This window comes from Pseudomonas gorinensis (assembly GCF_042015035.1).
Lineage (GTDB): Bacteria > Pseudomonadota > Gammaproteobacteria > Pseudomonadales > Pseudomonadaceae > Aquipseudomonas > Aquipseudomonas gorinensis.
Map to the genome: position 1 here is coordinate 1,012,365 of NZ_CP167125.1, position 23,194 is coordinate 1,035,558.

The 23,194-nt window shown below is 61.4% G+C and carries 18 protein-coding genes; 8 read left to right on the top strand and 10 right to left on the bottom strand.

The window, feature by feature from the left end; genetic code table 11:
- Window positions 1–141: 141 nt before the first annotated feature.
- Window positions 142–585, bottom strand: a complete 444-nt coding sequence (locus AB7933_RS04500) for a hypothetical protein (RefSeq protein ID WP_024073121.1) — start codon at window positions 583–585, stop codon at window positions 142–144.
- Window positions 586–943: 358 nt separating this feature from the next.
- On the opposite strand from AB7933_RS04500, the gene AB7933_RS04505 reads away from it, so the two are divergent.
- Entirely contained in the window at window positions 944–3,013 is a 2,070-nt protein-coding gene (locus tag AB7933_RS04505; RefSeq protein WP_024073122.1) for an AsmA family protein, read from the top strand.
- Window positions 3,014–3,240: 227 nt separating this feature from the next.
- Here AB7933_RS04505 and AB7933_RS04510 read toward each other — a convergent pair whose 3' ends face one another.
- Window positions 3,241–3,771, bottom strand: a complete 531-nt coding sequence (locus tag AB7933_RS04510; RefSeq protein ID WP_024073123.1) for a ferritin-like domain-containing protein — start codon at window positions 3,769–3,771, stop codon at window positions 3,241–3,243.
- A gap of 176 nt (window positions 3,772–3,947) precedes the next feature.
- Here AB7933_RS04510 and AB7933_RS04515 point away from each other — a divergent pair, with 176 nt between their 5' ends.
- A complete protein-coding gene (locus tag AB7933_RS04515; protein WP_024073124.1) occupies window positions 3,948–4,838 on the top strand; it encodes an esterase/lipase family protein in 891 nt (296 codons plus the stop codon).
- A 24-nt stretch (window positions 4,839–4,862) separates the two neighbouring features.
- Here the strand turns inward: AB7933_RS04515 and AB7933_RS04520 are convergent, their stop codons facing one another.
- Window positions 4,863–5,750, bottom strand: coding sequence for a DMT family transporter (locus AB7933_RS04520; RefSeq protein ID WP_024073125.1), 888 nt, complete (start codon window positions 5,748–5,750; stop codon window positions 4,863–4,865).
- A 97-nt stretch (window positions 5,751–5,847) separates the two neighbouring features.
- On the opposite strand from AB7933_RS04520, the gene AB7933_RS04525 reads away from it, so the two are divergent.
- The 3 genes from AB7933_RS04525 (at window position 5,848) to AB7933_RS04535 (ending at window position 8,197) form a co-directional block, all read left to right on the top strand.
- A complete protein-coding gene (locus AB7933_RS04525) occupies window positions 5,848–6,636 on the top strand; it encodes an AraC family transcriptional regulator (protein WP_024073126.1) in 789 nt (262 codons plus the stop codon).
- 71 nt (window positions 6,637–6,707) lie between these two features.
- The gene (locus AB7933_RS04530) at window positions 6,708–7,007 is read left to right on the top strand and encodes a PsiF family protein (RefSeq protein WP_024073127.1); all 300 of its coding nucleotides are present in this window, start codon (window positions 6,708–6,710) and stop codon (window positions 7,005–7,007) included.
- 176 nt (window positions 7,008–7,183) lie between these two features.
- Window positions 7,184–8,197, top strand: coding sequence for an AI-2E family transporter (locus tag AB7933_RS04535; protein ID WP_024073128.1), 1,014 nt, complete (start codon window positions 7,184–7,186; stop codon window positions 8,195–8,197).
- A 295-nt stretch (window positions 8,198–8,492) separates the two neighbouring features.
- Here the strand turns inward: AB7933_RS04535 and AB7933_RS04540 are convergent, their stop codons facing one another.
- The gene (locus tag AB7933_RS04540; protein WP_024073129.1) at window positions 8,493–9,761 is read right to left on the bottom strand and encodes an Hsp70 family protein; all 1,269 of its coding nucleotides are present in this window, start codon (window positions 9,759–9,761) and stop codon (window positions 8,493–8,495) included.
- Between the two features lie 285 nt (window positions 9,762–10,046).
- On the opposite strand from AB7933_RS04540, the gene cbpA reads away from it, so the two are divergent.
- The 3 genes from cbpA (at window position 10,047) to AB7933_RS04555 (ending at window position 18,638) form a co-directional block, all read left to right on the top strand.
- Window positions 10,047–10,991 (top strand): curved DNA-binding protein, encoded by a 945-nt coding sequence (gene cbpA / locus AB7933_RS04545; protein WP_024073130.1) that lies wholly within the window; start codon window positions 10,047–10,049, stop codon window positions 10,989–10,991.
- Between the two features lie 317 nt (window positions 10,992–11,308).
- Window positions 11,309–11,494: a hypothetical protein gene (locus AB7933_RS04550; protein ID WP_143036961.1), complete on the top strand. Its 186-nt coding sequence runs from the start codon at window positions 11,309–11,311 to the stop codon at window positions 11,492–11,494.
- A gap of 145 nt (window positions 11,495–11,639) precedes the next feature.
- A complete protein-coding gene (locus AB7933_RS04555) occupies window positions 11,640–18,638 on the top strand; it encodes an NEL-type E3 ubiquitin ligase domain-containing protein (RefSeq protein WP_024073132.1) in 6,999 nt (2,332 codons plus the stop codon).
- A gap of 61 nt (window positions 18,639–18,699) precedes the next feature.
- On the opposite strand, the gene ureC is transcribed toward AB7933_RS04555, so the two are convergent.
- The 6 genes from ureC to AB7933_RS04585 all read right to left on the bottom strand — a co-directional run bounded on the left by ureC (window position 18,700) and on the right by AB7933_RS04585 (window position 23,170).
- Window positions 18,700–20,400 carry an urease subunit alpha gene (gene ureC / locus AB7933_RS04560; protein ID WP_024073133.1) on the bottom strand — a complete coding sequence of 567 codons (1,701 nt, stop codon included), beginning with the start codon at window positions 20,398–20,400 and terminating at the stop codon, window positions 18,700–18,702.
- A gap of 116 nt (window positions 20,401–20,516) precedes the next feature.
- Entirely contained in the window at window positions 20,517–20,822 is a 306-nt protein-coding gene (locus AB7933_RS04565) for an urease subunit beta (protein ID WP_024073134.1), read from the bottom strand.
- Window positions 20,819–21,352: a GNAT family N-acetyltransferase gene (locus tag AB7933_RS04570; RefSeq protein ID WP_024073135.1), complete on the bottom strand. Its 534-nt coding sequence runs from the start codon at window positions 21,350–21,352 to the stop codon at window positions 20,819–20,821. Before AB7933_RS04570 ends, AB7933_RS04565 begins: the two co-directional genes overlap by 4 nt.
- A 5-nt stretch (window positions 21,353–21,357) precedes the next feature.
- Window positions 21,358–21,870, bottom strand: a complete 513-nt coding sequence (locus AB7933_RS04575) for a GNAT family N-acetyltransferase (protein WP_024073136.1) — start codon at window positions 21,868–21,870, stop codon at window positions 21,358–21,360.
- Between the two features lie 9 nt (window positions 21,871–21,879).
- Entirely contained in the window at window positions 21,880–22,182 is a 303-nt protein-coding gene (gene ureA, locus AB7933_RS04580) for an urease subunit gamma (RefSeq protein ID WP_024073137.1), read from the bottom strand.
- Window positions 22,183–22,330: 148 nt separating this feature from the next.
- Complete coding sequence (locus AB7933_RS04585; protein ID WP_024073138.1) at window positions 22,331–23,170, bottom strand: urease accessory protein UreD; 840 nt, start codon at window positions 23,168–23,170, stop codon at window positions 22,331–22,333.
- Between the last annotated feature and the right edge of the window lie 24 nt (window positions 23,171–23,194).

Here is a 23,194-nt window from a genome sequence, read left to right on the forward strand (position 1 = left end):
AAGTACAGCGACGCACTCTAGCAAAACAACTTCGTTGACGTCGAACTTGACGGCGAGGTGTGCAGGGGGAGATGTGACGCAGGCTACATAAAGTCAAAAGCCCGATCGGCTGATCGGGCTTTTTTCTGGGCCATCACAGGCTTAGCTCTGTGCTTGATGCAGTTCTTGCAGACGGTCAGCACCGCCTTCGGCAACGGTGTTGCGTTCTAGCAGACGGTCAGCGCCGCCTTCGGCTACGGTGTTGCGTTCCTGCAGACGGTCAGCACCACCTTCAACCAGGCCTTTCTCTTCCAGGCGATTACGGCCATTTTCAGCGACGCCTTGGGTGTAGGCACGGTCGTTGGCTTGTTCAGCGCCGCCCTCTACCAGGCCTTTCTCTTCCAGGCGATTACGGCCATTCTCAGCAACGGCGCCTTTGGCGTAGTCGCGGTTTTCATCTTCTTGCGAGCCGCTGCGAGCCAGGGTTTGGCTGGATTGAACGGCTTGGGCTTTATTCTGTGGGGTGGCCTGTTCCGCAGCTGGCAGGGCAAAGGCACTGGAGGCCAGGACAGACATCAGGACGGTAGCAAGGACTTGGCGTTTCATGATGGGTTGCTCCTTGGGAGGGCGATAAAGTGGGTACGGAGCTAATGCTACTCTCGATAAGTCGATATAAAAGTTCATAAACACAATGGTAATAATCAACAGAATTGATTGTTCTCGGCGGAGGCTCTAGAACGAGCCTCTCAAGCCCGCGGTTTTGCACCGGTGTGGGTATTTTCGACACGAACCTGGGTAACAATGGTGCGCCGTTGATGATCAAATTTGCCTGGTCGGTCAGGAAAGCCGGTATCCGCGGGTTAAATCGTGCATCGGGTTAAACCCCCGTGTGGTTTACCAGTCGTAGTTTTATAGGCTGCTCTATAGGGGTAGCTCAGCCAGTCGTATTCAGGAGTCCTGTGCAATGACGCGCACTCGTAAAATCGTCGCTTGGAGCTGCGCCAGCTTCGTTCTATTAATTGCCATCGTGGCTCTGGTCCTGGTGTTCTTTGACTGGAATCGCATCAAACCCCCGCTCAATGCCAAGGTCTCCGAAGAGCTGCATCGTCCGTTCGCCATCAATGGCAACCTCGCGGTGGTGTGGCAGCGTGAGCCAGACGAAGGCGGCTGGCGTGCCTGGGTGCCGTGGCCCCATGTGATTGCCGAAGACCTGACCCTGGGTAACCCTGACTGGTCGAAAAAACCGCAGATGGTCACGCTCAAGCGCGTTGAACTGCGTATCTCTCTCCTGGCCTTGCTGGCCCAGCGTGTGGTGATCCCGCGCATCGACCTCACTGAGCCGAGCGCCGAGTTGCAGCGCCTCGCCGATGGCCGCGCCAACTGGACCTTCACGTTCGACCCCAAGGACCCCAGCGCCGAACCTTCCAGCTGGGTGGTGGACATCGGCACCATCGGCTTCGACAAAGGCCATGTGACCCTTGACGATCAAACCCTCAAGACCCAACTCGATGTGATCATCGACCCGCTGGGCCAGCCCATTCCGTTTGCTGAAATCGTCGGTGACGCCGATGCCAGGAAGGCCCTGGAAAAAGGCGCGGCCCCCCAGGACTACGCGTTTGGCCTCAAGGTCAAAGGCCAGTACCACGGCCAGAAACTCGACGGCACCGGCAAGATCGGCGGCCTGCTTGCCTTGCAGGACGCGGCCAAGCCGTTCCCGCTACAGGCCCAGGTGGACATCGCCGACACCCGTATCGCCCTGGCCGGCACCCTGACCGACCCACTCAACCTGGGCGCCCTCGACCTGCGCCTGAAACTTGCCGGCAGTAGCCTGGGCAACCTGTACCCATTGACCGGCGTCACCTTGCCGGATTCACCGGCCTACTCCACAGACGGACATCTGATCGCCAAGCTGCACGAGGCCAATGGCGCGTCGTTCCGCTACGAAAACTTCAACGGCAAGATCGGCAACAGTGACATCCACGGCGACCTGGCCTATGTCGCCAGCCAGCCACGCCCCAAGCTCAGCGGCACGTTGGTCTCCAACCAACTGCTGATGACGGACCTCGCGCCCTTGATCGGCGCCGACTCCAACGCCAAGCAAAAGGCCCGTGGTGGGATGAGCAAGCAACCGGCGAACAAAGTGCTGCCGGTGGAAGAGTTCCGCACCGAGCGCTGGCGTGTGATGGATGCCGATGTCGAATTCACCGGCAAACGCATTGTGCACAGCGCCGACTTGCCGTTCACCGACCTCTATACCCACCTGGTCCTCAACGACGGCGAGCTGAGCATGGAACCCCTGCGCTTCGGGGTGGCCGGTGGCAAGCTGGATGCGCAGATCCGCTTGAACGGCCGCACGGTGCCCATGGAAGGCCGGGCCAAACTGACCGCGCGTAACTTCAAGCTCAAGCAACTGTTCCCGACTTTCGAACCGATGAAAACCAGCTTCGGCGAACTCAACGGTGATGCGGATATTTCCGGGCGCGGCAACTCCGTGGCGGCGCTGTTGGGCACTTCCAACGGCGACCTGAAAATGTTGATCAACGACGGCGCCATCAGCCGTGGCCTGATGGAAATAGCCGGGCTCAACGTCGGTAACTACGTGGTGGGCCGCCTGTTTGGCGACAAGGAAGTCAAGATCAACTGCGCGGCGGCGGACTTTGGCATCAAGACCGGCCTGGCGACGACCCGGTTGTTTGTGTTCGATACCGAGAACGCCATCATCTACGTCGATGGCACTGCGAACATGGCCACCGAGCAGTTGGACCTCACCATCACGCCGGAGTCCAAAGGGTTCCGCCTGTTCTCGTTGCGTTCCCCGCTGTACGTCAATGGCCCGTTCATCAAGCCGAATGCCGGCGTCAAAGCCATCCCCCTGGCCCTGCGTGGCGCGGGCATGGTCGCACTGGGCGTGATCGCCGGCCCGGCCGCCGGCTTGCTGGCGCTGGTGGCGCCGAGTGGCGATGCGCCGAACCAGTGTGCGCCGCTGCTGCAACAGATGCGGGAAGGCAAGGCGCCAAAGACGGTGAAAGGCTGACAGACCAAACCGCGAACAAAAATGGGGGAGGGGGGCCCCTGATGCCGTTCAGTTAAGCGTATATCGCCTTCTGTAGGAGCGAGGGGGACGCCTAGTTCTTGCTCGCGAAGAACGTCAACGATAACGCGTGTCTCCTGAATGAACGCGGCGCCTGAGAGTTCTTCGCGAGCAAGCTCGCTCCTACAAAAAAGCCATTAACTAAATGGCATTAGGGCTTGCCACAGGGGTTACAGGCTTTCCAGGATGTCGGCCATGTCATCGGCATGCTCTTCTTCCTGAGCCAGGATCTCTTCGAACAGGCGGCGCGTGGTCGGGTCTTTATCACCGATGTACTGGATGATCTCGCGGTAACTGTCCACCGCAATCCGCTCGGCGACCAGGTCTTCGTAGACCATTTCCTTCAGCGTATTGCCGGCCACGTACTGCGCGTGGGAGTTTTTCGACAGCAGGTCCGGGTTGAACTCCGGTTCGCCGCCCAACTGCACGATGCGCTCGGCGAGTTTGTCGGCGTGTTCGGCTTCCTGGGTGGCGTGTTCGAGGAACTCCTCGGCGGCGATCTGGGCCTTGACGCCGCTGGCCATGAAGTAGTGGCGCTTGTAGCGCAGCACGCAGACCAGTTCAGTGGCCAGCGAGGCATTGAGCAGGCGAATGATCTCTTCGCGGTCGGCGTCGTAGCCCTCGGTCACGGCGCCGTTTTCGACGTTCTGGCGGGCGCGGCTGCGCAGGGTCGCAACGTCAGTCAGGTTTGCTTCAGTCATCTCAATCTCCTGGTGCTAATCCGGTTTTGCGCCACGCTCTGCTGGCGTGATCGCTCCCAGTTGTGAGTGCCGCGCAACGCAAAAAGTTTTATTGGATTTACTGGGCGGTGTCATCTGCTCGTCGCTGGATTGGGCTAGCCTGCGCCTATCCTGTATCGATCAAGGACGTTCGCCCCATGCCGCAGTCGTTAGCCACGCGTTACCCCTTGGTGTTGGTGCCCGGCATGCTCGGGTTCGTGCGCCTGGGGTGGTTTCCCTACTGGTATGGCATCGTCCCGGCGCTGCGGGCGGGTGGGGCGCAGGTGTTTGCGGTGCAGGTCGCGCCGCTGGATTCCAGCGAGGTGCGGGGTGAGCAGTTGCTGGCGCACATCGAGCGGATTCGCCGCGAGACCGGGGCCGATAAGGTCAACCTGATCGGCCACAGCCAGGGGGCGCTGACCGCGCGCTACGCGGCGGCCAGGGTGCCGGAGTGGGTGGCGTCGGTCACCTCGGTGGCCGGGCCCAACCACGGTTCGGAACTGGCCGACCATATCCACACCCATTACCCGGCGGAGAGCGTCAGGGGCCGGATCATGAGTGCCCTGTTCCATTGGGTCGCCTGGGTGATGGGTGTGCTGGAAACCGGCTATCGCGGGCCGCGCTTCAAGGCTGACTTGCACGCCTCGCACCATTCGCTCACCAGCGTCGGCGTGGCCGCGTTCAACCGTGCGTACCCCCAGGGCTTGCCAGCAACGTGGGGCGGGCAGGGGGCTGCCGAGGTCAATGGCGTGCGCTATTACTCGTGGTCCGGCACCTTGCAGCCGGGCAAGACCGACCGCGGGCGCAACCTGCTGGACGGGACGAATCGCAGCTGCCGCCTGTTCGCCCGCAGCTTCGTGCGCGAAAAGGGCCAGTGCGACGGCATGGTCGGGCGCTACAGCTCACACCTGGGCGTGGTGATCGGCGATGACTATGCGTTGGATCATTTCGATATCGTCAACCAGTCCCTGGGGCTGGTGGGCAAGGGGGCGGAGCCGATCCGGCTGTTCGTCGAGCATGCGCAGAGGCTCAAGGCGGCCGGGGTGTAGCAGGTGCGCCGCGAGAACCATCGCTCAGGCAGCGGCGCGTTGACGCCCGACCGGCGTGGTCCAGCGCTCCGACAAAATCACCCCGCCCAGGGTCAGCAAACCGCCCACCAGGTGATACAGCGCCAGCGCTTCTTTCAACACCAGCGCTGCGATCAGCGCGGTGATCAACGGCAGCAGGTTGAAAAACAGCGTCGTGCGGCTCGGCCCCAGGGTCTTCACCGAATGCATCCATGCCAGCGGCGCGAGCATCGAAGCCAGCAAGCACGCATACAGCACCAGCGGTATATTCGCCCAGCCCAGGCCGGCTTTGGCCGAGAACAGGAACAGCGGAAACAGCACCAGCACCGCCACCAGTACCTGCAAGTACAGCAACACCAACGGCGGCAGGCGCAGTTGCCACTTTTTCAGCAAGGTGCTGTAGACCGCGTAGGCCAGGGTCGCCACCAGCATCATGCCGTCGCCCAGGTTGACCCCGTGTTGCAGCAGCGCCCCCAGGCTGCCGGCCGATACCACCACCACTACGCCGGCGAACGACAGCAGCGCACCGGTGAGTGCGCCGAAGGTCAGGCGCTGGCCCAGGCTGATGATCGCGGCGGTCAGCGCCATCAACGGCATCAGGGACAGGATGATGCCCATGTTGGTGGCCGAGGTCAGGGTGGCGGCGTAATAGGCCAGGCTTTGGTACACGGCCATGCCCAGCACACCGAGGATGAAGATCTTGCCCAGGTTGCGGCGGATGATCGGCCACTGGGCAAGCACCGGCTTGAGCATGAACGGCGTGAAGAGCACGGCCGCCAGCAACCAGCGGTAAAAGCCGATTTCAGCCGGGAAGATCGAACCCACGGCCAATTTATTGACCACGGTGTTGCCGGCCCAGATAAAAATGGCCAGCAGGGGATACGCGTATTGCATCGAAAGAAACCAGGTGGGTTGATGAGGCAGGATTATCCCCTGTCTGGATCGAAGCCTATACTGCGATCCAGACAACCGACCTTTGTATCCAGACAATATGCCCAGACATACCGTACGCCTTGCGGATTTCCCCCGGCTGCCGAGCCCGGTGTACTTCCGCTACTCCGATTTCGCCCCCGATACTGAATGCACGCCGCACCGGCATTCCTGGGGCTCGCTGGATTACTCGGCCAGCGGGGTGATGCGGATGGAGGTGGCCGGCAACCGCTTTATGTCGCCGCCGCAATACGCCGTGTGGATACCACCGAATACCGAACACAGCTCCTACAATGCCCAGGCGATTGTCTATCGCTCGGTGGGCCTGGCCCCACAACTCTGCGAGCAACTGCCCAAGCAGCCTTGCACCCTGGCGATCAGCGAGATACTCAAGGCCATCCTCAGTGACTTCGCCCTGCGAGACGTCAACATCCCCCGCAGCGAGGCGGATATCCGCCTGGCCCAGGTGCTGGTCGACCAGCTCAAGCAGGCGCCGATCCACGATTGCTTCCTGCCCTACGCGCGCCACCCAGGGCTGCTTGGCGTGCTCGAAGGCATGCAGGCGGAACCCGGCGACAACCGCCCCCTGGCGCAATGGGCCGAGCAGGTGCATGTGAGCGAACGTACCCTGGCGCGCCAGTTCGTGCGCGAGTTGGGCATGAGCTTTGGCGAATGGCGCCAGCGCCTGCGTTACCTCGCCGCCATCGAAGCCCTCGACAGCCAGCGCAGCGTGCAACACGTGGCGTTTGACCTGGGCTACAGCAGCGCCTCGGCGTTTATCGCGATGTTCCAACGCCAGGCCGGCTGCACGCCAGAGCAGTACCGGCGGACGAATATCCGCAGCCGATGAAGATGTAACAAGGTTTGGCTACACTGCTGGGTAGGCCGTGCCTCCCGGCACGGTAACAGGGAGAAAACTCCATGAAGATGCTGCGTATTCCGTTGTTGATGATGGGCCTGCTGCTGTGTTCCCAGGGCTTCGCTGCTACCGCCCAGCAAAACAAGATGACCACCTGCAATGCCGAAGCCACCACCAAGACGCTCAAGGGCGACGAGCGCAAGGCGTTCATGAAAACCTGCCTGTCGGCGCCGGCGGCCAATGACGCGAAGACGCTCACGCCGCAGCAGCAGAAGATGAAGGATTGCAATGCGGACGCCAAGACCAAAGCCTTGACCGGTGATGCGCGCAAAACCTTTATGAGCACCTGCCTGAAGAAATAATAGCCCCAGGCCATAGAAGGCTGCGACACTCGCACACAGCCCCCTGTAGGAGCGAGCTTGCTCGCGAAGAACGCAATGGCCCCGCGTTTATTCAGAGTAAACGCGTTATCGTTGGCGACCTTCGCGAGCAAGCTCGCTCCTACAACATCCTTTAACGCAGTTCGTTTTGAGGCTGTATGCCAACGTTTTCTCAGCGTCACGTGTTATTGCTGGCCAGCTACATCATCATTTTCGGCGGGTTGTTGCTGGTATTGCCGCTGAAGTTGTTGCCCAGCCTGCTGGCCGGCCTGTTGGTCTTTGAACTGGTCAATATGCTCACCCCCCAACTGCAACGGCTGATCGAAGGCCGGCGCGCGCGCTGGCTGGCGGTGGCGTTGCTCGGCACCCTGATTGTCAGCGTGCTGGCCCTGATCTTCGCCGGCGCTATCAGCTTCCTGCTCCACGAGGCGGAAAACCCTGGGGCCTCCCTCGATAAATTCATGGGTGTGGTCGATCGCGCGCGCGGCCAGTTGCCGCCGTTTCTCGATGCCTACCTGCCTGCCAGCGCGGCTGAATTCCGCGTGGCGATTGGCGATTGGTTGAGCAAGCACCTGAGCGAACTGCAACTGGTCGGCAAAGACGCCGCCCACATGTTCGTCACCCTATTGATCGGCATGGTGCTCGGCGCGATCATCGCGCTGCAGCGCGTGCCCGACGTGACCAAACGCAAACCCCTGGCCGCCGTGCTGTTCGACCGTCTGCACCTGTTGGTCCAGGCGTTTCGCAATATCGTCTTCGCGCAGATCAAGATCGCCGCGCTGAACACCGTGTTCACCGCGGTGTTCCTGGCCGTGGTGCTGCCCCTGTGTGGCATCCACCTGCCGCTGACCAAGACCCTGATCGTGCTGACCTTCCTGCTCGGCCTGCTGCCGGTGATCGGCAACCTGATGTCCAACACCCTGATCACCATCGTCGCGCTGTCGCTGTCGATCTGGGTGGCGGTAGCGGCGCTGGGGTATTTGATCGTGATCCACAAGGTCGAGTACTTCCTCAACGCGCGTATCGTCGGCGGGCAGATCAGTGCCAAGTCGTGGGAGTTGTTGTTGGCGATGCTGGTGTTTGAAGCCGCGTTCGGTTTGCCGGGCGTGGTGGCAGGACCGATTTACTACGCGTATTTGAAGAGCGAATTGAAGCTCGGCGGGATGGTTTGAAGGTGGGAGGGGAAGGGGCAACACTGTGACTGTGGCGAGCAGGCTGGCCTGTGGCGCGCGGGCTTGCTGTGGTGAGCGGGCTTGTTGTGGCGAGCGGGCTTGCCCCGCGTTGGGGCTGCGAAGCGGCCCCAAAACCAGGCAGCGCGGTGTGTCAGTTAAAAACACATCGCCTGTAATGGGGCCGCTTCGCGCCCCAACGCGGGGCAAGCCCGCTCGCCACAACAAGCCCGCTCGCCACAACGCTGCGTCGAAGAGGGAGTGGGGCCTCCCAGGTTGTGGGTGAGATCGGTGGCGGTCAGCAGCCGTAACGCTTGCTGGCCTCGATCGCCAAGCCACTGCCGATGCTGCCAAAGATATTCCCTTCCACATGCCGCGCATTCGGCAACATCGCCGAGATGCTGTGGCGCAGCGCCGGAATGCCGCTGGAGCCGCCGGTAAAGAACACCGTGTCCACCTGGGCCACGTCCACCGAAGCGTCATTGAGCAATTGGGTGACGCTGTTACGCACGCGCTCCAGCAAGCCATCGATGGCCGATTCGAACAAGCTGCGGCTCAGGTCCACGCTCAGTCCTGGCTCAACCCGGTCGAGCAGCACATGGCGGCTGTCTTCGTGGGTCAGCTGGATCTTGGTTTCTTCCACTTCCATCGCCAGCCAATGCCCGGCGCGCTGTTCGATCAGCTTGAACAGGCGGTCGATGCCGCCGGTGTCTTCGATGTCGTAGCGCATGCTGCCCAGGGCCAGCTGGGATTTTTGCGAGTACACCGAGTTGATGGTGTGCCAGGTGGCCAGGTTCATGTGGTGGCTGGTGGGCATGTAGGCCCCGCTTTTCATACGGCTGCCATAGCCGAACAACGGCATCATGCCGGCGAGCGAGAGTTGCTTGTCGAAGTCGGTACCGCCGATGTGTACGCCGCCGGTGGCGAGGATGTCATCGTGGCGGTTGTCATTGTGACGGCGATCGGGCGACAGGCGCACCAGCGAGAAGTCAGAGGTACCCCCGCCGATGTCGACAATCAGCACCAGCTCTTCTTTTTCAATGGTGGACTCGTAGTCGAAGGCCGCCGCGATCGGTTCGTACTGGAACGAGATGTCCTTGAAGCCGATCTTGCGTGCCACGTCCACCAGGGTGTTTTCCGCTTCCTGGTCGGCCATCGGGTCGTCATCGACGAAGAACACCGGGCGCCCCAGCACCACCTCTTCGAACTCACGGCCGGCGGTAGCTTCCGCGCGGCTCTTGAGCTGGCCGATAAACAGCGCCAGCAGGTCGGTGAACGGCATGGCCGTGCCGAGCACGCTGGTGTCGTGCTTGATCAGCTTGGAACCCAGCAGGCTCTTGAGCGAGCGCATCAGCCGGCCTTCGTAGTTTTCCAGGTATTCATGCAGGGCCAGGCGCCCGTAGACCGGGCGGCGCTCCTCGAAGTTGAAGAACACCACCGACGGCAAGGTGATCTTGTCGTCCTCCAGCGCGATAAGCGTCTCCTCGCCGGGGCGGATCCAGCCGACGGTGGAGTTGGACGTGCCAAAGTCGATGCCGCAGGCACGGGCTGGGGATGGGTTTTCCATGTCTATCGGGTTCCGGTTGAAAAACGGCCGCGCAGTGTATGCCACCCGCGTGCAGATGCGTAGGCCGACTATCTGTTAAATAGCGGGCACTGCGCCTTGAAAGACCAGGGTTCGTCCCCAACTTGTCCAGCATACGGTCGGTGGGTGCAAGGATATTCGTGCACTGCCGATAAACTTCTACGCACCCATCGGCTTGGGATTGAGATCAGTCAATTCAAACGCTGCAATCCGGCGCATGCTGTGCCGCTGGCTGTGCGAAATCGATCACGGAGGGTGACCCCCCAGATGGACTTTAAAGACTATTACAAGATTCTTGGCGTAGAGCCGACGGCGGACGACAAGGCGATCAAGGCTGCCTATCGCAAGCTGGCGCGCAAATATCACCCGGACGTGAGCAAGGAAAAGGACGCTGAAGCCAAGTTCAAGGATGCGTCCGAGGCCTATGAAGCGCTGAAAAGTGCCGACAAGCGCGCCGAATACGACGAGTTGCGCAAATACGGCCAGCACGGCCAGCCGTTCCAGGGCCCGCCAGGCTGGCAGAGCCGTGGCGGTTTTGGCGGTGGCCAGGGCACCGAGGACTTCTCCGACTTCTTCAGCTCGATCTTTGGCGGCCGTGGCGATGCCTTCGGCGGTGGCCAGCGCCGCAGTGCCGGGCGCAAGGGCCAGGACGTGGAGATGCAATTGTCGGTGTTTCTTGAGGAAACGCTGTCCACCGAGTCCAAGCAGATCAGCTTCCAGGTACCGCAATATGATGCCTCGGGGCGGCACGTCAGCAACACCACCAAGAGCCTGAACGTGAAGATCCCCGCCGGCGTGGCCGACGGTGAGCGCATCCGCCTCAAGGGCCAGGGCGCGCCGGGTGTTGGCGGTGGCGCCAACGGTGACCTGTACCTGATCATCAAGTTTGCACCGCACCCCAAATTTGAGGTGGAAGGCGAAAACCTGGTGATCACCGTGCCGGTAGCGCCTTGGGAGCTGGCGCTGGGTACCGAGGTGGCCGTGCCAACCCTGACCGGCAAGATCAACCTCAAGGTGCCCGCCGGCAGCCAGAACGGCCAGCGCATGCGCGCCAAGGGCCATGGTTTGCTGAACAAAAGCGGGCAACGCGGTTACCTGTTTATCCAGCTGAAGGTGGTGATGCCTAAAGACGCCGATGACGAGGTCAAGGCCTTGTGGCAGGCACTCGCTGACAAAGCCGCTTTCGAACCGCGCAAAACCTGGAGTCACTGACCCGGCACCTGCCCTGCATAGTTAAGGCCCGGTCTTTGCGGGTCATGAATAAGCTCCTCATTTCTCATTGAGGTACTGGTTCATGGCCCATGCTCAACCCCCGCTTCCTCCGGGAGATCAGGGGCAGCACTATGCAACGCTCGTTTCCCTCATACCGCAGGCGCTGGTAAAGGCTTCGCCTCCCCCAACGTACGGCGTTGCGCGCTATAGACCCCAAGCTCCCCGCTGGGTACACCAGCGCAACCCAGCAGCAAAAAGACACGCTCAAGACCTATGTCGACGCCAGTTGGACCTCATTGGTCCAATGGGAAACGCAGATGGCGAAGATCCAGACGGTTGTGGCGTTCGCCAAGCCGCTGCTGGAAGCAGCCCTCAAGCGTCCCGGCCAGGTGATGACGGACGAACAATACTATGCAGACATTCTGATCTTGGATGAGGAAAGAAAAACCATACTGCGCAGGCTCTGTGACCAGGCGATGGGGCGTGTCGCCAGCGTTGCCTAGTGTGCTCGACGCCCTGTACGCCCGGTGTGCGTTCACTGACCAGGTGCGCACACCGATCGCCTGAGATGCGGTAGCTATACAGTCCACCCACACTGGGTCGTTCGATAGGCTGAGGGCTTTGGCTAACCCTCAAGGACGATCCACCATGTCAACACCCGTCACATCCTCCACCCTCCCCGAAGGCACGTTCACCACGGACCTTCGGGGTGTTCATTACGATTTTCTCAAAGACCGCGTACCCACCTGGTTCAACCAGGCCATCCCGTACCGACAGGAAGAGCTCGGCAACCATGAAATGCACCAGCTACCCTCCTGGTATCGGACAGCTTCGCCTGACGCCAGGGCCCGGCTGGCAGACAGCCACAGCACCTTTCGTGAAACGCTGAACACGATCGAAAACAGCCTGGGGAGCATCACCGACATTCTGGCGTTTGCCGAGCAGCCGCTCAAAGAGGCGATCAAGCGAACGTTCAACCTGGACCTGGATGTCAGAAGCGTCTACTTTGCGCGCAAATATGCGTATCCACGAGGGCGTACTGACCTCTATGGTTTTTTTGCCTTCGAGCAACAGAACGATCCGACGCTGAGCTACCGGTATCGCGCCGTCTCCCTGCTGGAGGCCGCCCTGGCCAATTTCGAGCCCGGCGAAGCACGAGCCCCCTCCTGTCACGACTGCCAGATCATTACCACCTTCGGCGCGTATGACGGCGAGATTATCCCGATGTTCGATGCGCTCAGCGAACAGGCCGTGGCCATCGCCCCTCATGCGTTTGCCGCGCTGTGCCGGACGTTGGATCTGGGCGCGCGGTATCAAAAACACCTCAAGGAAATATTGACCCCCACAGGGAACGCCGAGCGCTCCGCACTGATGCAGCAACTGCAAACCCATCAGCGTCAACAGCTGGCGCTGAGCGGCGAGATCGCGAACCTTCAATTTGCCCTTCGCCCTGGCACTCGCCGGGTTGAATCGGGCATCAGTGCCGATGCCTACCGCATGCTCAAGCAAGTGCTTGCCGACCCGTCCGGTGCGACCTTGGACGGCCGCCCCGTCACGTTCGCGGCATTGAAAATCTTTGGGGTGTCCTTGATCGGGCCCTTGTTGATCGGGCCCGACCGTCAAAGCAGTCGCAGGGTTGAGCGCCTGCTGGCATACATCCCCAATGACCCGCAGCAACCGCTCAAGGAGTATGCATCGGGTGCCGACTTCATGGCTGATCTGAGGTCGCGCTTGCACAGTGCGTCCTATCGCCGGTTCTTCAGTCGGTTTATCCCGCAGCGCGAACAGGGGGCGTTCTTTAAACAGTTCAACCGGTTGTACCAGCCTGCCAGCAACGGCAACCCGGCCACCGATTACCCGCTCAAGCCTGAGCCCGCGCGGTTGCGTTTGGAAGAGACGCCCCTTACCGCCGCGCTGTGGGAGCAGCAGGTCCAGGCCTTCATCAACAAGGTGTTCGACGATGCCAGGGCGGTCGCCGTGCCCACCGGAGACGAGGACCGCAAGGCCCGCATGGAACGTTTAGAGGGCTATCTCGATGCGGTGCTCAGTTTTTTGAACGTGGCCGCCTTTGTTGTGCCGGGGCTGGGCCCGATCATGCTGGCGGTGGGCGCGGCGCAGATGTGTTCCGACGTATTCGAAGGGATCGAAGCGGCTGAACAGGGCGATACCCGGGCGATGTGGGCACATTTTTCCTCCGTGGCGCTCAATGCCGCGTTCTTTGCCACCGGGTCCCAGGTAGTGCCCAGGATCAAGTTCGTGAGCATGTTGGATAATTTCAAACCGGTCACGATGCCCTCGGGAAAAAGGATGTTGTGGAAGGCTGACCTCGGGCCCTATGAGTCCACGGTCACTCTTGCGCCGCAGTCCAAGGCCAATGAGATTGGCCTGCACCAGCACCATGGCCGGACGGTGCTTGCGCTGGAGGGCAAGCATTACCAGGTCAGGCAAGACGCGGATACCGGGCAATACCGTATCCAGCACCCGACCCGGCCCGATGCCTATGCGCCGAAACTGGAGCATAACCACCAAGGTACCTGGAGCCATGAAGTCGAAGAGCCGCTGACGTGGGACGAGCCGACGCTGTTGCGGCGCCTGGGGCTTGCCGAGTCATCGGACCAGGTACGTATCAGTGGTGTCGAGCCGCAAACACTGCGTGAAACCTTCGTTAATCATGAGCCTGTTCCCCTGACCCTGGAGGAAACCCTCAAGCGATTTGAGATCCATCAGACGCTCACCACGTTTGTAGAGCAGATGCGCAGCAGCGATCCACTCGTTTATGCGAAGGCTGATCCGGTGTTGCAGCTGCAAAGCATGCAGCGCTACAGCCTGTTGCCCGAGACGCCGCTGCTTCGCGTATTGGACAGCGACGCCAATGTGCTCTGGGAGGGTGACGGCCCTGCATCAACCGACAGGCGAATGGTGGTGCTCAGCCAGGGCAACGTGGATCGGGGCGAGTTGCTAAACGAGGTGCTGTACACGTTGCAAGGTGTCGATGCGGACCTGCCGGGTATTCCCGGCAGCGCCCAGGACCCGTTGCATGCCCGGGCCAGCCAACTGCGGCGATTCATTGCCGACAAGGTGGATGCCATCAAGGGTTCGATGGTGAATGAGCGCTACAAAGCCTTGACCCGTACGGATGACCCCGATGTTCAGCGGGTGCAGGCGGACTTCCCCGCCCTCTCGACCCCCGTGGCCACCCAACTGCTGGAAAACCTGAGCGCCGAGGCGTTGCAGCGTTTTCGCGGCAGCGGTCGCTTGCCTGAGGCCGTGGTTGAACAGGCCAAATGGTTTGAGCAGGAAGCGCGTGTCGCCCGTGCCTATGAAGGGCTGCACCTGGACACGCTGACGGACCTCGACAGCCAACGGTTGGCCTTGCGTACCCTCGAAACCCTGCCGGGGTGGCGGCGAGGAACGCGAGTGGAACTGCGCCAATATTCGGCGCAGGGCCCGATACTGGATGCCATCGGCTCCCCGGATGCGTTGCCCGCCAGGACGTTGGTCATCCAGAAAGACGATCGGTTTTCGGCGGGGGATTTTTACACCGCTGCCTGGGAAATCATGTCGCCGGGCGAGCGCCAAGCCATGGGGTTTAGCGAGGCGTCTCAATTGAAGCTGGCGATCCAGCAATCCCCGCTGTCGCGCCAGCGCCTGCGCACTGTGTTGCTGGAACATCCGGTCCGCAAGCCGGCGTTTGATCCGTCGATGCGTGCAGTGGGCGGCGGCCCGGGTTTTCGCCAACTGTTGAAAAAAACCACACAGGCTTTCCGTTCTCCCGAAGCGCGCGTTCGCACGCTGTTTCCTTCGTTCACTGACGAACAGGTTATCGAGTTCATTCAGTCATTGGGCACTGATGTATCGGCTGGGCTGGCTCGCCGCGAGGCGGAATTCGAAACCCTGGATAAGACGCTCAAGGCGTGGGTCAAGGAAAACACCCCGCAACTGGCGATTACCGCATTTGATCGTAACGGTGGCATGGCCGGTCGTACTGCCAATGACATCCGGCGTTGCTGGCGCCGGGAGACGGGGCCGGCGTTAACCCTGACGTATGGCCGGGGGACAACGTTGCCGGCATTGAGCGGGGACTTCAGTCATGTCCAAACGCTCGAACTCGCCGGCTTCAGGAGCGCAAGCAACGTAGACACGCTGCTCAAGAGTTTTACCGCGTTGAAAAGCTTGAGCGTGCGCAACTGCCAGCTTGCCGAGGTTCCCCTGGCAATCGATGCCATGCCAGGCCTGACCTCCCTGAGCCTGGAGACCAATCGAATTCGGCTGACCGCCCAAAGCGCAGCGCGGCTGAGTGCGCTCACCACGCTTGAGGAACTGAATCTGCAAGGCAACCCGCTGGGCGTGACGCCGGATTTCAGCGGCATGCTCCAGCTGAAAAGGTTGAATTTGATGCTGACGCAACTGGAGCAATGGCCAACGGGGTTGCACAACCAGACCTCACTGGAAATCGTCAACCTCAGCCGTAACCGGTTGCAAGAAGTCCCCCAGGCCAACCTGAATCCGCCACCTGAGCAGCTTGCGGCGATTGCCCGGATCAATCGCGTGACGCTGCTGGATCACAATGCGTTTCCTGAAGACTACTGGCAACAATTTGACAGCTACTGGAAACGACTGGGAGAAAACCGGCCTGATTTGCTCCCCGGTGGGCTTGATGAGGCGTTTGACAGCGGCAACCCCAGGGTGGGCATTGTGCGCAAAATGTACCCAGGCTATGGCGTTCAAAAGGCCCGGGAATTTATCTGGAACCTGGGCCCTGGGGCAGACGCCGAGCTGGCCAGGCTTGAGCAAGCGTTTGATGTCCTCCAGGCTCAACTCAATGCCTGGGCATTCTCGGGAGGTGGCGCGTATCAGCGGTATGCCCGTCCAGGTGAGCGGAACCTCAATACAGTGGCGCACAGGGCGCGGCGCGAAGCTCAGCAGCGGATCTTGAGCTGCTGGAGACAAGAAACCCCTCAGATGCTGGCCAACGACGGCACCCGGATTGGCCTGGAACTGGACCTCAGTGGCTTGGGTTTGCCGAGCTTGCCCGACCTTGACGTGGACTTCAGTCATGTCGGTTCGCTCAAGCTGAGCAATATGGGCCTGAGCGCTTCTCCCGAGGGGTTTCTGTCGCGGTTTCGCGGGGTGCGCTGGCTGGACCTGTCAGGCAACCAGCTGCGCGAACTCCCGCCTGCGCTGGGCGAGATGCGTGGGTTGACCCGTTTGTTCTTGCACAACAACAGGATTCGCTTGAGCCCGGAGACGGCCAGGATGTTGTCCGAGCGTGTGTCCCTCAGAGCCTTGATCATCCATGACAATGACCTGCGCCTGTCGCCCGATTTCAGCCAGATAACGGATATGCGCTCGCTCAGCATGGCGCGCGCAGGTCTTGAGACATGGCCGAGCGGTTTGGCCGAACAGCCGCTGCTGGACCGGATAGACCTGTCTGGCAACCGCATGACGACCATACCTGCGTCCGTCATTGCGCCGCCAGACGAACGCCTGGCGCAAACCGCCCGGGTCAATAACGTGACGCATGCGAACGACAACCCCTGGACGGATGCCACGCTGCAACAAGTGCGCGACTACGGCCAGCGACTTGAACGGGCGGGGCTGGCATCGCCCGGTAACCCCAACCGCCTGGTGGTCACGGCTTCTGCGGATGTGAATCGCGTCGCCATCGCGGCTCGGCCCGATGCACCGTTTCGGCGCTGGGCGGCGGGGTTGACCGAAGAGCAAATAGCCAGCCGAAAAGCCCAGTGGGACAGCCTGCGAGGGCAGGCCGGGGCCGATGGGTTCTTCGAGGTGCTCAGGGACCTGCAAGCGGGCGCCGCTGAGCATGAGGATCTTCAGCGCCGGGTGTGGGACGTGATAGATACCGTCAGCGCACACTCCGCCGAGTCTGAAAGCCTGCGCGAGCAGATGTTCGAATGGGCAGGCAGGGCGACGTGTTGCGATCGTGCGGCCTTGTCCTTCAGTAATCTGGAAATCATGGCAATGGTCTACAAGGCGCGGGCCCAGGCCCTGGACTCGACCCAGGGCGAGGTCTTGTCGACATTGTCCAGAGGCCTGTTTCGTCTGGACCAGGTTGAGAAGGTCGCCTTGAACGATATCGATCAACGTAGAACCGCCATTAACAACTCGAACCTGACGCCTGATCAGAAAACCCAGCAGTTGGAAAAACTGGAAGAAGTCGAAATAAGGCTGGCCTATCGGTATGGCCTCAAGGATCGGCTGCAGTTGCCGGGGCAGCCGCAACATGCGCGGTTCATCGGCCTTGGAAAGGTTACCCAGGCGATGCTGGACGCTGCTTATGAACGCATCGTGGCACTGGATAACTCACCCGAGGAGTTTCAAGCGCTGCTGTCCAGAGACTTCTGGCAGGACTATGTGACCCATAAATACCGCTCGCGATTCGAGGCGCAAAGCAAACCTTATCAAGACGAACTCGCCGTTTTGTTCGATAGATATACCGAGGGGAGTTTGTCGACCCACGCCTATGAGCGCCGGGCCCAAGAGCTGCAAGCGCGGCTGGTGATTGACGACGGCCTGTTGATTGATGCGCTGACCCGCGAAGAGATCGTTACCCGCCCGATGGCGTCGGGAGATCTTGAAGCGCTGGTGGAGCCCGCTCCCGGCAGCTTGGCGGTGTTGGCGCTGTCGCAGGCACGCCCCATTGAGTTCGAGGGCAAGCGCTATTTTATTGCGAGCATGCCGGATGCCGGTGATGGGCAGTATTACCTGTTGAGGGTGCAGAGCCGGAGCAACCCCTACGAGCTGGTCAGCAGCGGGATTGTCGCCAAGCCTGACGTGGCCGGCGTTTGGAGACGTAGAGGCGAGACCGGCGGGGGCGGGACAGGCGCGTCTGGCGAGGCGCATGCCACCGTACCGGAGTCGATACCGATGGTGCCCTACACGGCGGGCGAACTCAGCTTCATGCGGCGGGACGTTCACTTCACCACCCAGCAAAACAAGTTGGGTAGCTATAACCGCGCCAACAACGGCAAGTATCCCCTCCGGGACCTGCAGGGCCGACCCATTCGCATTCGAAGCCTGCAGACGCAAGTCAAAATGCCTTCAGGTCACACCTATACGTCCACGCCAATCAAACCCTATATCAAGTTTGAAGGGTTTGAGGCGGTAGGGGCGCTTTATGAAGAGAAACTGCGGTGGCGAACGTTCACTGCCGAGGATGTGAAAGTCCCTGGAGAAGCCGCGTTGGTCGGGCAGTCCATGGTGGTTGCCAACCGGCCCATTGCCAAAGGAGAAATCGTGGGGGTGTACGGCGGGGTGATTTTACCGCGCAGTTTGTCTGTGGCCTCGGAGGGGACATTCGGCATGGTCGTCGGCACGGCAAAAGTCGTTGAGGGCGGCACTTTCCATACCGTACCGCTCTTTATCGAGGGCGACTCCATCATTTCCAGAATCAACACCCATTTCGAATATGACGCCGATGGCAAACCTGTCCGACAGGCTGCGGGCGGTTACAACGTGGAGTCCGTGCCTTTCGCGGTAGAGGCCGAGCACGCGACCAGCCGTCCAGGCGTGAGGACCAACTATGTGCTCAATGCTGTGTTTGCCACTGAAGACATTCCGGCGGGTGTCGAGTTGCGACTGAACTACGAATATACGGAGGCGATGATCAAAACCAAGTTTGCGTGACTCTGCCAGTAGAGGTTCAACCCTGGACATGCAGGCCATGTTCAGGGTTGAGTGGCCCCCGTTAAAACAGGAAATACCGCTGCGCCATGGGCAGCACATCCGCAGGTTCACACCACAGCAACACGCCGTCGGCCTTGACCTGATAGGTCTGTGGGTCCACCTCGATGTCCGGCAGGTAATCGTTGTGGATCAGGTCGGTCTTCTGCACATTGCGGCAGCCCTTGACCACGGCGATCTGTTTTTTCAAGCCCAGGGTTTCCGGCAACCCGGCCTCCTGCGCCGCCTGGCTGATAAACGTCAGGCTGGTGGCATGCAGCGAGCTGCCGAAGCTGGCGAACATCGGGCGGTAGTGCACCGGTTGCGGGGTGGGGATCGACGCGTTGGCGTCGCCCATCAGGCTGGAGGCGATCGCGCCGCCCTTGAGGATCAGGGTTGGCTTGATGCCAAAGAACGCCGGACGCCACAGTACCAGGTCAGCCCACTTGCCGACTTCGATGGAGCCGACGATATGGCTGATGCCATGGGTGATCGCCGGGTTGATGGTGTACTTGGCGATGTAGCGCTTGGCGCGGAAGTTGTCGTTGCCAGGGCCGTCGCCGGGCAGCGCGCCACGTTGTTTTTTCATCTTGTCGGCGGTCTGCCAGGTGCGCGTGATCACTTCGCCGACACGGCCCATGGCCTGGCTGTCGGAACTGATCATCGAGAACGCGCCGAGGTCATGCAGGATGTCTTCGGCGGCGATGGTCTCGCGACGGATGCGGCTTTCGGCGAAGGCCACGTCTTCGGCGATGCTCGGGTCGAGGTGATGGCAGACCATTAACATGTCCAGGTGCTCGTCGATGGTATTGCGCGTGAACGGCCGCGTCGGGTTGGTCGAGCTGGGCAGCACGTTGGGGAAGCCACAGGCCTTGATGATGTCCGGCGCATGACCGCCGCCGGCGCCTTCGGTGTGGTAGGTGTGGATGGTGCGGCCCTTGAGCGCGGCGAGGGTGGTTTCGACGAAGCCGGACTCGTTGAGGGTGTCGCTGTGGATCGCCACCTGCACATCGTATTGGTCGGCGACGCTCAGGCAGTTGTCGATACTGGCGGGCGTGGTGCCCCAGTCTTCATGCAGCTTCAAGCCGATGGCGCCGGCCTTGACCTGCTCGATCAACGGCTCCGGCAAGCTGGCGTTACCCTTGCCGGTGAAGCCGATGTTCATCGGGAACGAGTCACTGGCTTGGAGCATGCGCGCCAGGTGCCAAGGCCCTGAGGTGCAGGTGGTGGCGTTGGTGCCGGTCGCCGGGCCGGTGCCGCCGCCGATCATGGTGGTGACGCCACTGGTCAGGGCCTCTTCGATCTGCTGCGGGCAGATGAAATGCACATGGGAGTCGATGCCGCCGGCGGTGAGGATCATGCCTTCGCCGGCAATCACTTCGGTGCTGGCGCCGATGGCCATGGTCACGCCGGGTTGGATATCCGGGTTGCCGGCTTTGCCAATGGCGTGAATGCGGCCGTTCTTGAGGCCGACGTCGGCCTTGACGATGCCCCAGTGATCGATGATCAGCGCGTTGGTGATCAGGGTGTCGACCACCTCGTGAGCGAGCAACTGGCTCTGGCCCTGGCCGTCGCGGATGACCTTGCCGCCGCCGAATTTCACTTCTTCGCCATAGACGGTGAAGTCCTGTTCCACTTCGACGAACAGCTCGGTGTCGGCCAGGCGGACCTTGTCACCGACGGTGGGGCCGTACATGTCGGCGTAGGCTTGGCGACTGATTTTCATGTGTGTGCCCTGAAGATGTGTGTTGAATGTGAAATCGCTATCGGGGGCAAGCCCCCTCCCACCTTTGATTTGTGAACCCATTCAAATGTGGGAGGGGGCTTGCCCCCGATGAGGCCCTAAAGGTCGCCCATGATCCGTCCGGCAAACCCGAACACCCGCCGCCCGCCGCTCAAATCAACCAGCTCGACCTCGCGACTCTGCCCCGGCTCGAACCGCACCGCCGTGCCCGCCGGAATATTCAGGCGCATGCCGCGGCTCAATGGGCGGTCAAACGTCAGCGCGTCATTGGTCTCGAAAAAATGGTAGTGCGAGCCCACCTGGATCGGCCGGTCTCCGCTGTTGGCCACGTTGAGGGTGACGGTGCGGCGGCCGACGTTGAGTTCGATGTCGCCAGGCTGGATCTGATATTCACCAGGAATCATGCAGGTTGCCCCAGGGTCTTGAAGTAGATGGCGGTCGGGCTGTAGCGCCCGTCCGGGCTTTGGCAGTAGTCGGGCAGTTCACCCAGCTTGGTGTAGCGCAGCGACTGGTAGAAAGCTTCGGCCGGCGAGCCGGCCTCGGTGTCCAGGTACAGCAGGCCGCGCTTGTGCTGGCGCGCGGCGAGTTCCAGGGTGTTCATCAACTGTTGGCCCAGGCCATGGCGGCGTGCGCTGCTGTGCACCAGCAGCTTTTGCACCTCGGCGCGGTTCAGGCCATTGGCTTTCTGGCATAGCGCCAGTTGCACGCTGGCGATCACCTGTTCATCGCGCACCACCACCCATAGCAACAGGCTGGCGTCTTCGATACTTGCCTGCACAGCGTTCAAATAGCTGCGGGCCTGGGCCTCGTCGAAGTCGGCCATGAAGCCGACCGAGGCGCCGTGCTTGACCGCGTCCAGCAACAGCTCAATCAAGCCCAGGCGGTAGTGGGCAAAACTTTCAGCATTGACTCGACGTAATTGCGCGGCGCTCATCGATCTCACTCCTTGGGCGGTTCTGCGCCCGGGTTCAAGGTCAGTTGCATAAAGGTCAGGTCGAGCCAGCGGCCGAACTTGATGCCCACTTGCGGCATCTGCCCGGTGGTCGTGAAGCCCAGGCGCTCATGCAGGCGGATCGAAGCCTGGTTGCCGCTTTCAATGGCGGCAACCATCACGTGCTTGCCGCAGGTGCCGGCGCGTTCGATCAAGGCTTGCATCAGGCGTGGGCCGAGGCCCTTGCCGCGCTGGTCGCTACGGACGTACACCGAGTGTTCGACGGTGTAGCGATAGCCTTCGAAGGGGCGCCAGTCGCCAAATGAGGCGTAGCCAACCACTTCATCGTGTTCCACCGCGACCAGGATCGGGTAGCGCTGGCCCTGGCGCGCGCTGAACCAGGCCAGGCGGTTCGCCAGGTCCACCTGTTGCTCGTTCCAGATCGCCGTGGTGTTGAGTACCGCGTCATTGTAGATGTCGCGGATTGCCGGCAGGTCGTGCTCGGTTGCGTCACGAATCATGGCCGGGCCTCAGGCAATGGGCTGGTGGACGGTGACCAGCTTGGTCCCGTCGGGGAAGGTGGCTTCCACCTGGATATCCGGGATCATTTCCGGGATGCCTTCCATCACCTGTTCGCGGGTGAGCAAGGTGGTGCCGAAGTGCATCAGGTCGGCCACGGTGCAGCCATCGCGGGCGCCTTCCATCAAGGCGGCGGAGATATAGGCGATGGTTTCCGGGTAGTTGAGTTTCACCCCGCGCGCCAGGCGCCGTTCGGCGACTAAGCCTGCGGTGAAAATCAGCAGTTTGTCTTTTTCCCGTGGGGTCAGGTCCATGGTTCAAGGTCCTTCAAAGAATGCATTCTTAAATACAACAGAGATCAAGTGTGGGAGGGAGCTTGCTCCCGATAGCAGTGGGTCAGGCAATACGTGTGCTGACTGATCCGCCGCCATCGGGAGCAAGCTCCCTCCCACATTTTGATCTTCATGTGCTCCAGATTCGTGGTGAGACCGCCTCTCGCCCAAACAGGGCGGGGCGTAACAATTTCCATAAATCGATCAACCACTGCCGCGCCAGCAATGCTTCACTGGCCAGGCAGCGGGCCACCAGCAGGCCGGGCAGTTGGGTCAGGTCGCCGCGCACCGCGTGGGGCAGTGAACGGCATTGTTCAAGCAATTCGCCAGGGATTTCGCCAGTCACCAGCAACGTCGCAAACGCCGGCTGCCCATCCAGCCCGATGGGCGAGTCCAGCAAACCATCGGCGCCCACAATGCGCTGGCGTTCATGCCAGAGCAACTGGCCGTCGCGGCGGATATCCAGGTGCGATTGGAAGTGGCCCAGGTCGAAACGCTCACCACTGGCCGGGCGGCCGAGGGCGACCACGTCCCAGTAGAACAGGCGGGCATCGCCTTGCAGCTCGATACGCGTGGTGAGCTCGGCCTGGGCGGCGCTGAATACGATGGTTTCCTGGGGCAGCCATTCCAACGTGGCGCCGGCTTCTACGGTGAGATCGAGTTGCTGAAACGCCGGGCCGCTCGCGCGATACCACTTGGCAGCGCCGGGGCTGGTCAATTGCGCCCAGGCGCCCGCGCCGACGTGGGCGCTGATATCCAGGCGATCGCCGCCGGCAATCCCGCCGGGCGGGTGCACGATGATGTGCTGGCACACTTCGGGGCCTTCGGCGTACAGGTGCTTTTGCACCCGCAGCGGGCCGTGGTGGCGACGCATCACCGGGCGCGTGGTATCGCCGAAACGCGCGTAGCCGAGTTCCAGCGCGGCATGCCAGCTGGGGGTGAACAGGGCGGGGGAAACGGGCAGGTTCATGGCTCAGGCTTATTGTCAGGACGC

Coding starts and splice junctions, on each gene's coding strand:
- AB7933_RS04500 (WP_024073121.1), bottom strand. CDS start 585: ATGAAACGCCAAGTCCTTGCTACCGTCCTGATGTCTGTCCTGGCCTCC.
- AB7933_RS04505 (WP_024073122.1), top strand. CDS start 944: ATGACGCGCACTCGTAAAATCGTCGCTTGGAGCTGCGCCAGCTTCGTT.
- AB7933_RS04510 (WP_024073123.1), bottom strand. CDS start 3,771: ATGACTGAAGCAAACCTGACTGACGTTGCGACCCTGCGCAGCCGCGCC.
- AB7933_RS04515 (WP_024073124.1), top strand. CDS start 3,948: ATGCCGCAGTCGTTAGCCACGCGTTACCCCTTGGTGTTGGTGCCCGGC.
- AB7933_RS04520 (WP_024073125.1), bottom strand. CDS start 5,750: ATGCAATACGCGTATCCCCTGCTGGCCATTTTTATCTGGGCCGGCAAC.
- AB7933_RS04525 (WP_024073126.1), top strand. CDS start 5,848: ATGCCCAGACATACCGTACGCCTTGCGGATTTCCCCCGGCTGCCGAGC.
- AB7933_RS04530 (WP_024073127.1), top strand. CDS start 6,708: ATGAAGATGCTGCGTATTCCGTTGTTGATGATGGGCCTGCTGCTGTGT.
- AB7933_RS04535 (WP_024073128.1), top strand. CDS start 7,184: ATGCCAACGTTTTCTCAGCGTCACGTGTTATTGCTGGCCAGCTACATC.
- AB7933_RS04540 (WP_024073129.1), bottom strand. CDS start 9,761: ATGGAAAACCCATCCCCAGCCCGTGCCTGCGGCATCGACTTTGGCACG.
- cbpA (WP_024073130.1), top strand. CDS start 10,047: ATGGACTTTAAAGACTATTACAAGATTCTTGGCGTAGAGCCGACGGCG.
- AB7933_RS04550 (WP_143036961.1), top strand. CDS start 11,309: ATGGCGAAGATCCAGACGGTTGTGGCGTTCGCCAAGCCGCTGCTGGAA.
- AB7933_RS04555 (WP_024073132.1), top strand. CDS start 11,640: ATGTCAACACCCGTCACATCCTCCACCCTCCCCGAAGGCACGTTCACC.
- ureC (WP_024073133.1), bottom strand. CDS start 20,400: ATGAAAATCAGTCGCCAAGCCTACGCCGACATGTACGGCCCCACCGTC.
- AB7933_RS04565 (WP_024073134.1), bottom strand. CDS start 20,822: ATGATTCCTGGTGAATATCAGATCCAGCCTGGCGACATCGAACTCAAC.
- AB7933_RS04570 (WP_024073135.1), bottom strand. CDS start 21,352: ATGAGCGCCGCGCAATTACGTCGAGTCAATGCTGAAAGTTTTGCCCAC.
- AB7933_RS04575 (WP_024073136.1), bottom strand. CDS start 21,870: ATGATTCGTGACGCAACCGAGCACGACCTGCCGGCAATCCGCGACATC.
- ureA (WP_024073137.1), bottom strand. CDS start 22,182: ATGGACCTGACCCCACGGGAAAAAGACAAACTGCTGATTTTCACCGCA.
- AB7933_RS04585 (WP_024073138.1), bottom strand. CDS start 23,170: ATGAACCTGCCCGTTTCCCCCGCCCTGTTCACCCCCAGCTGGCATGCC.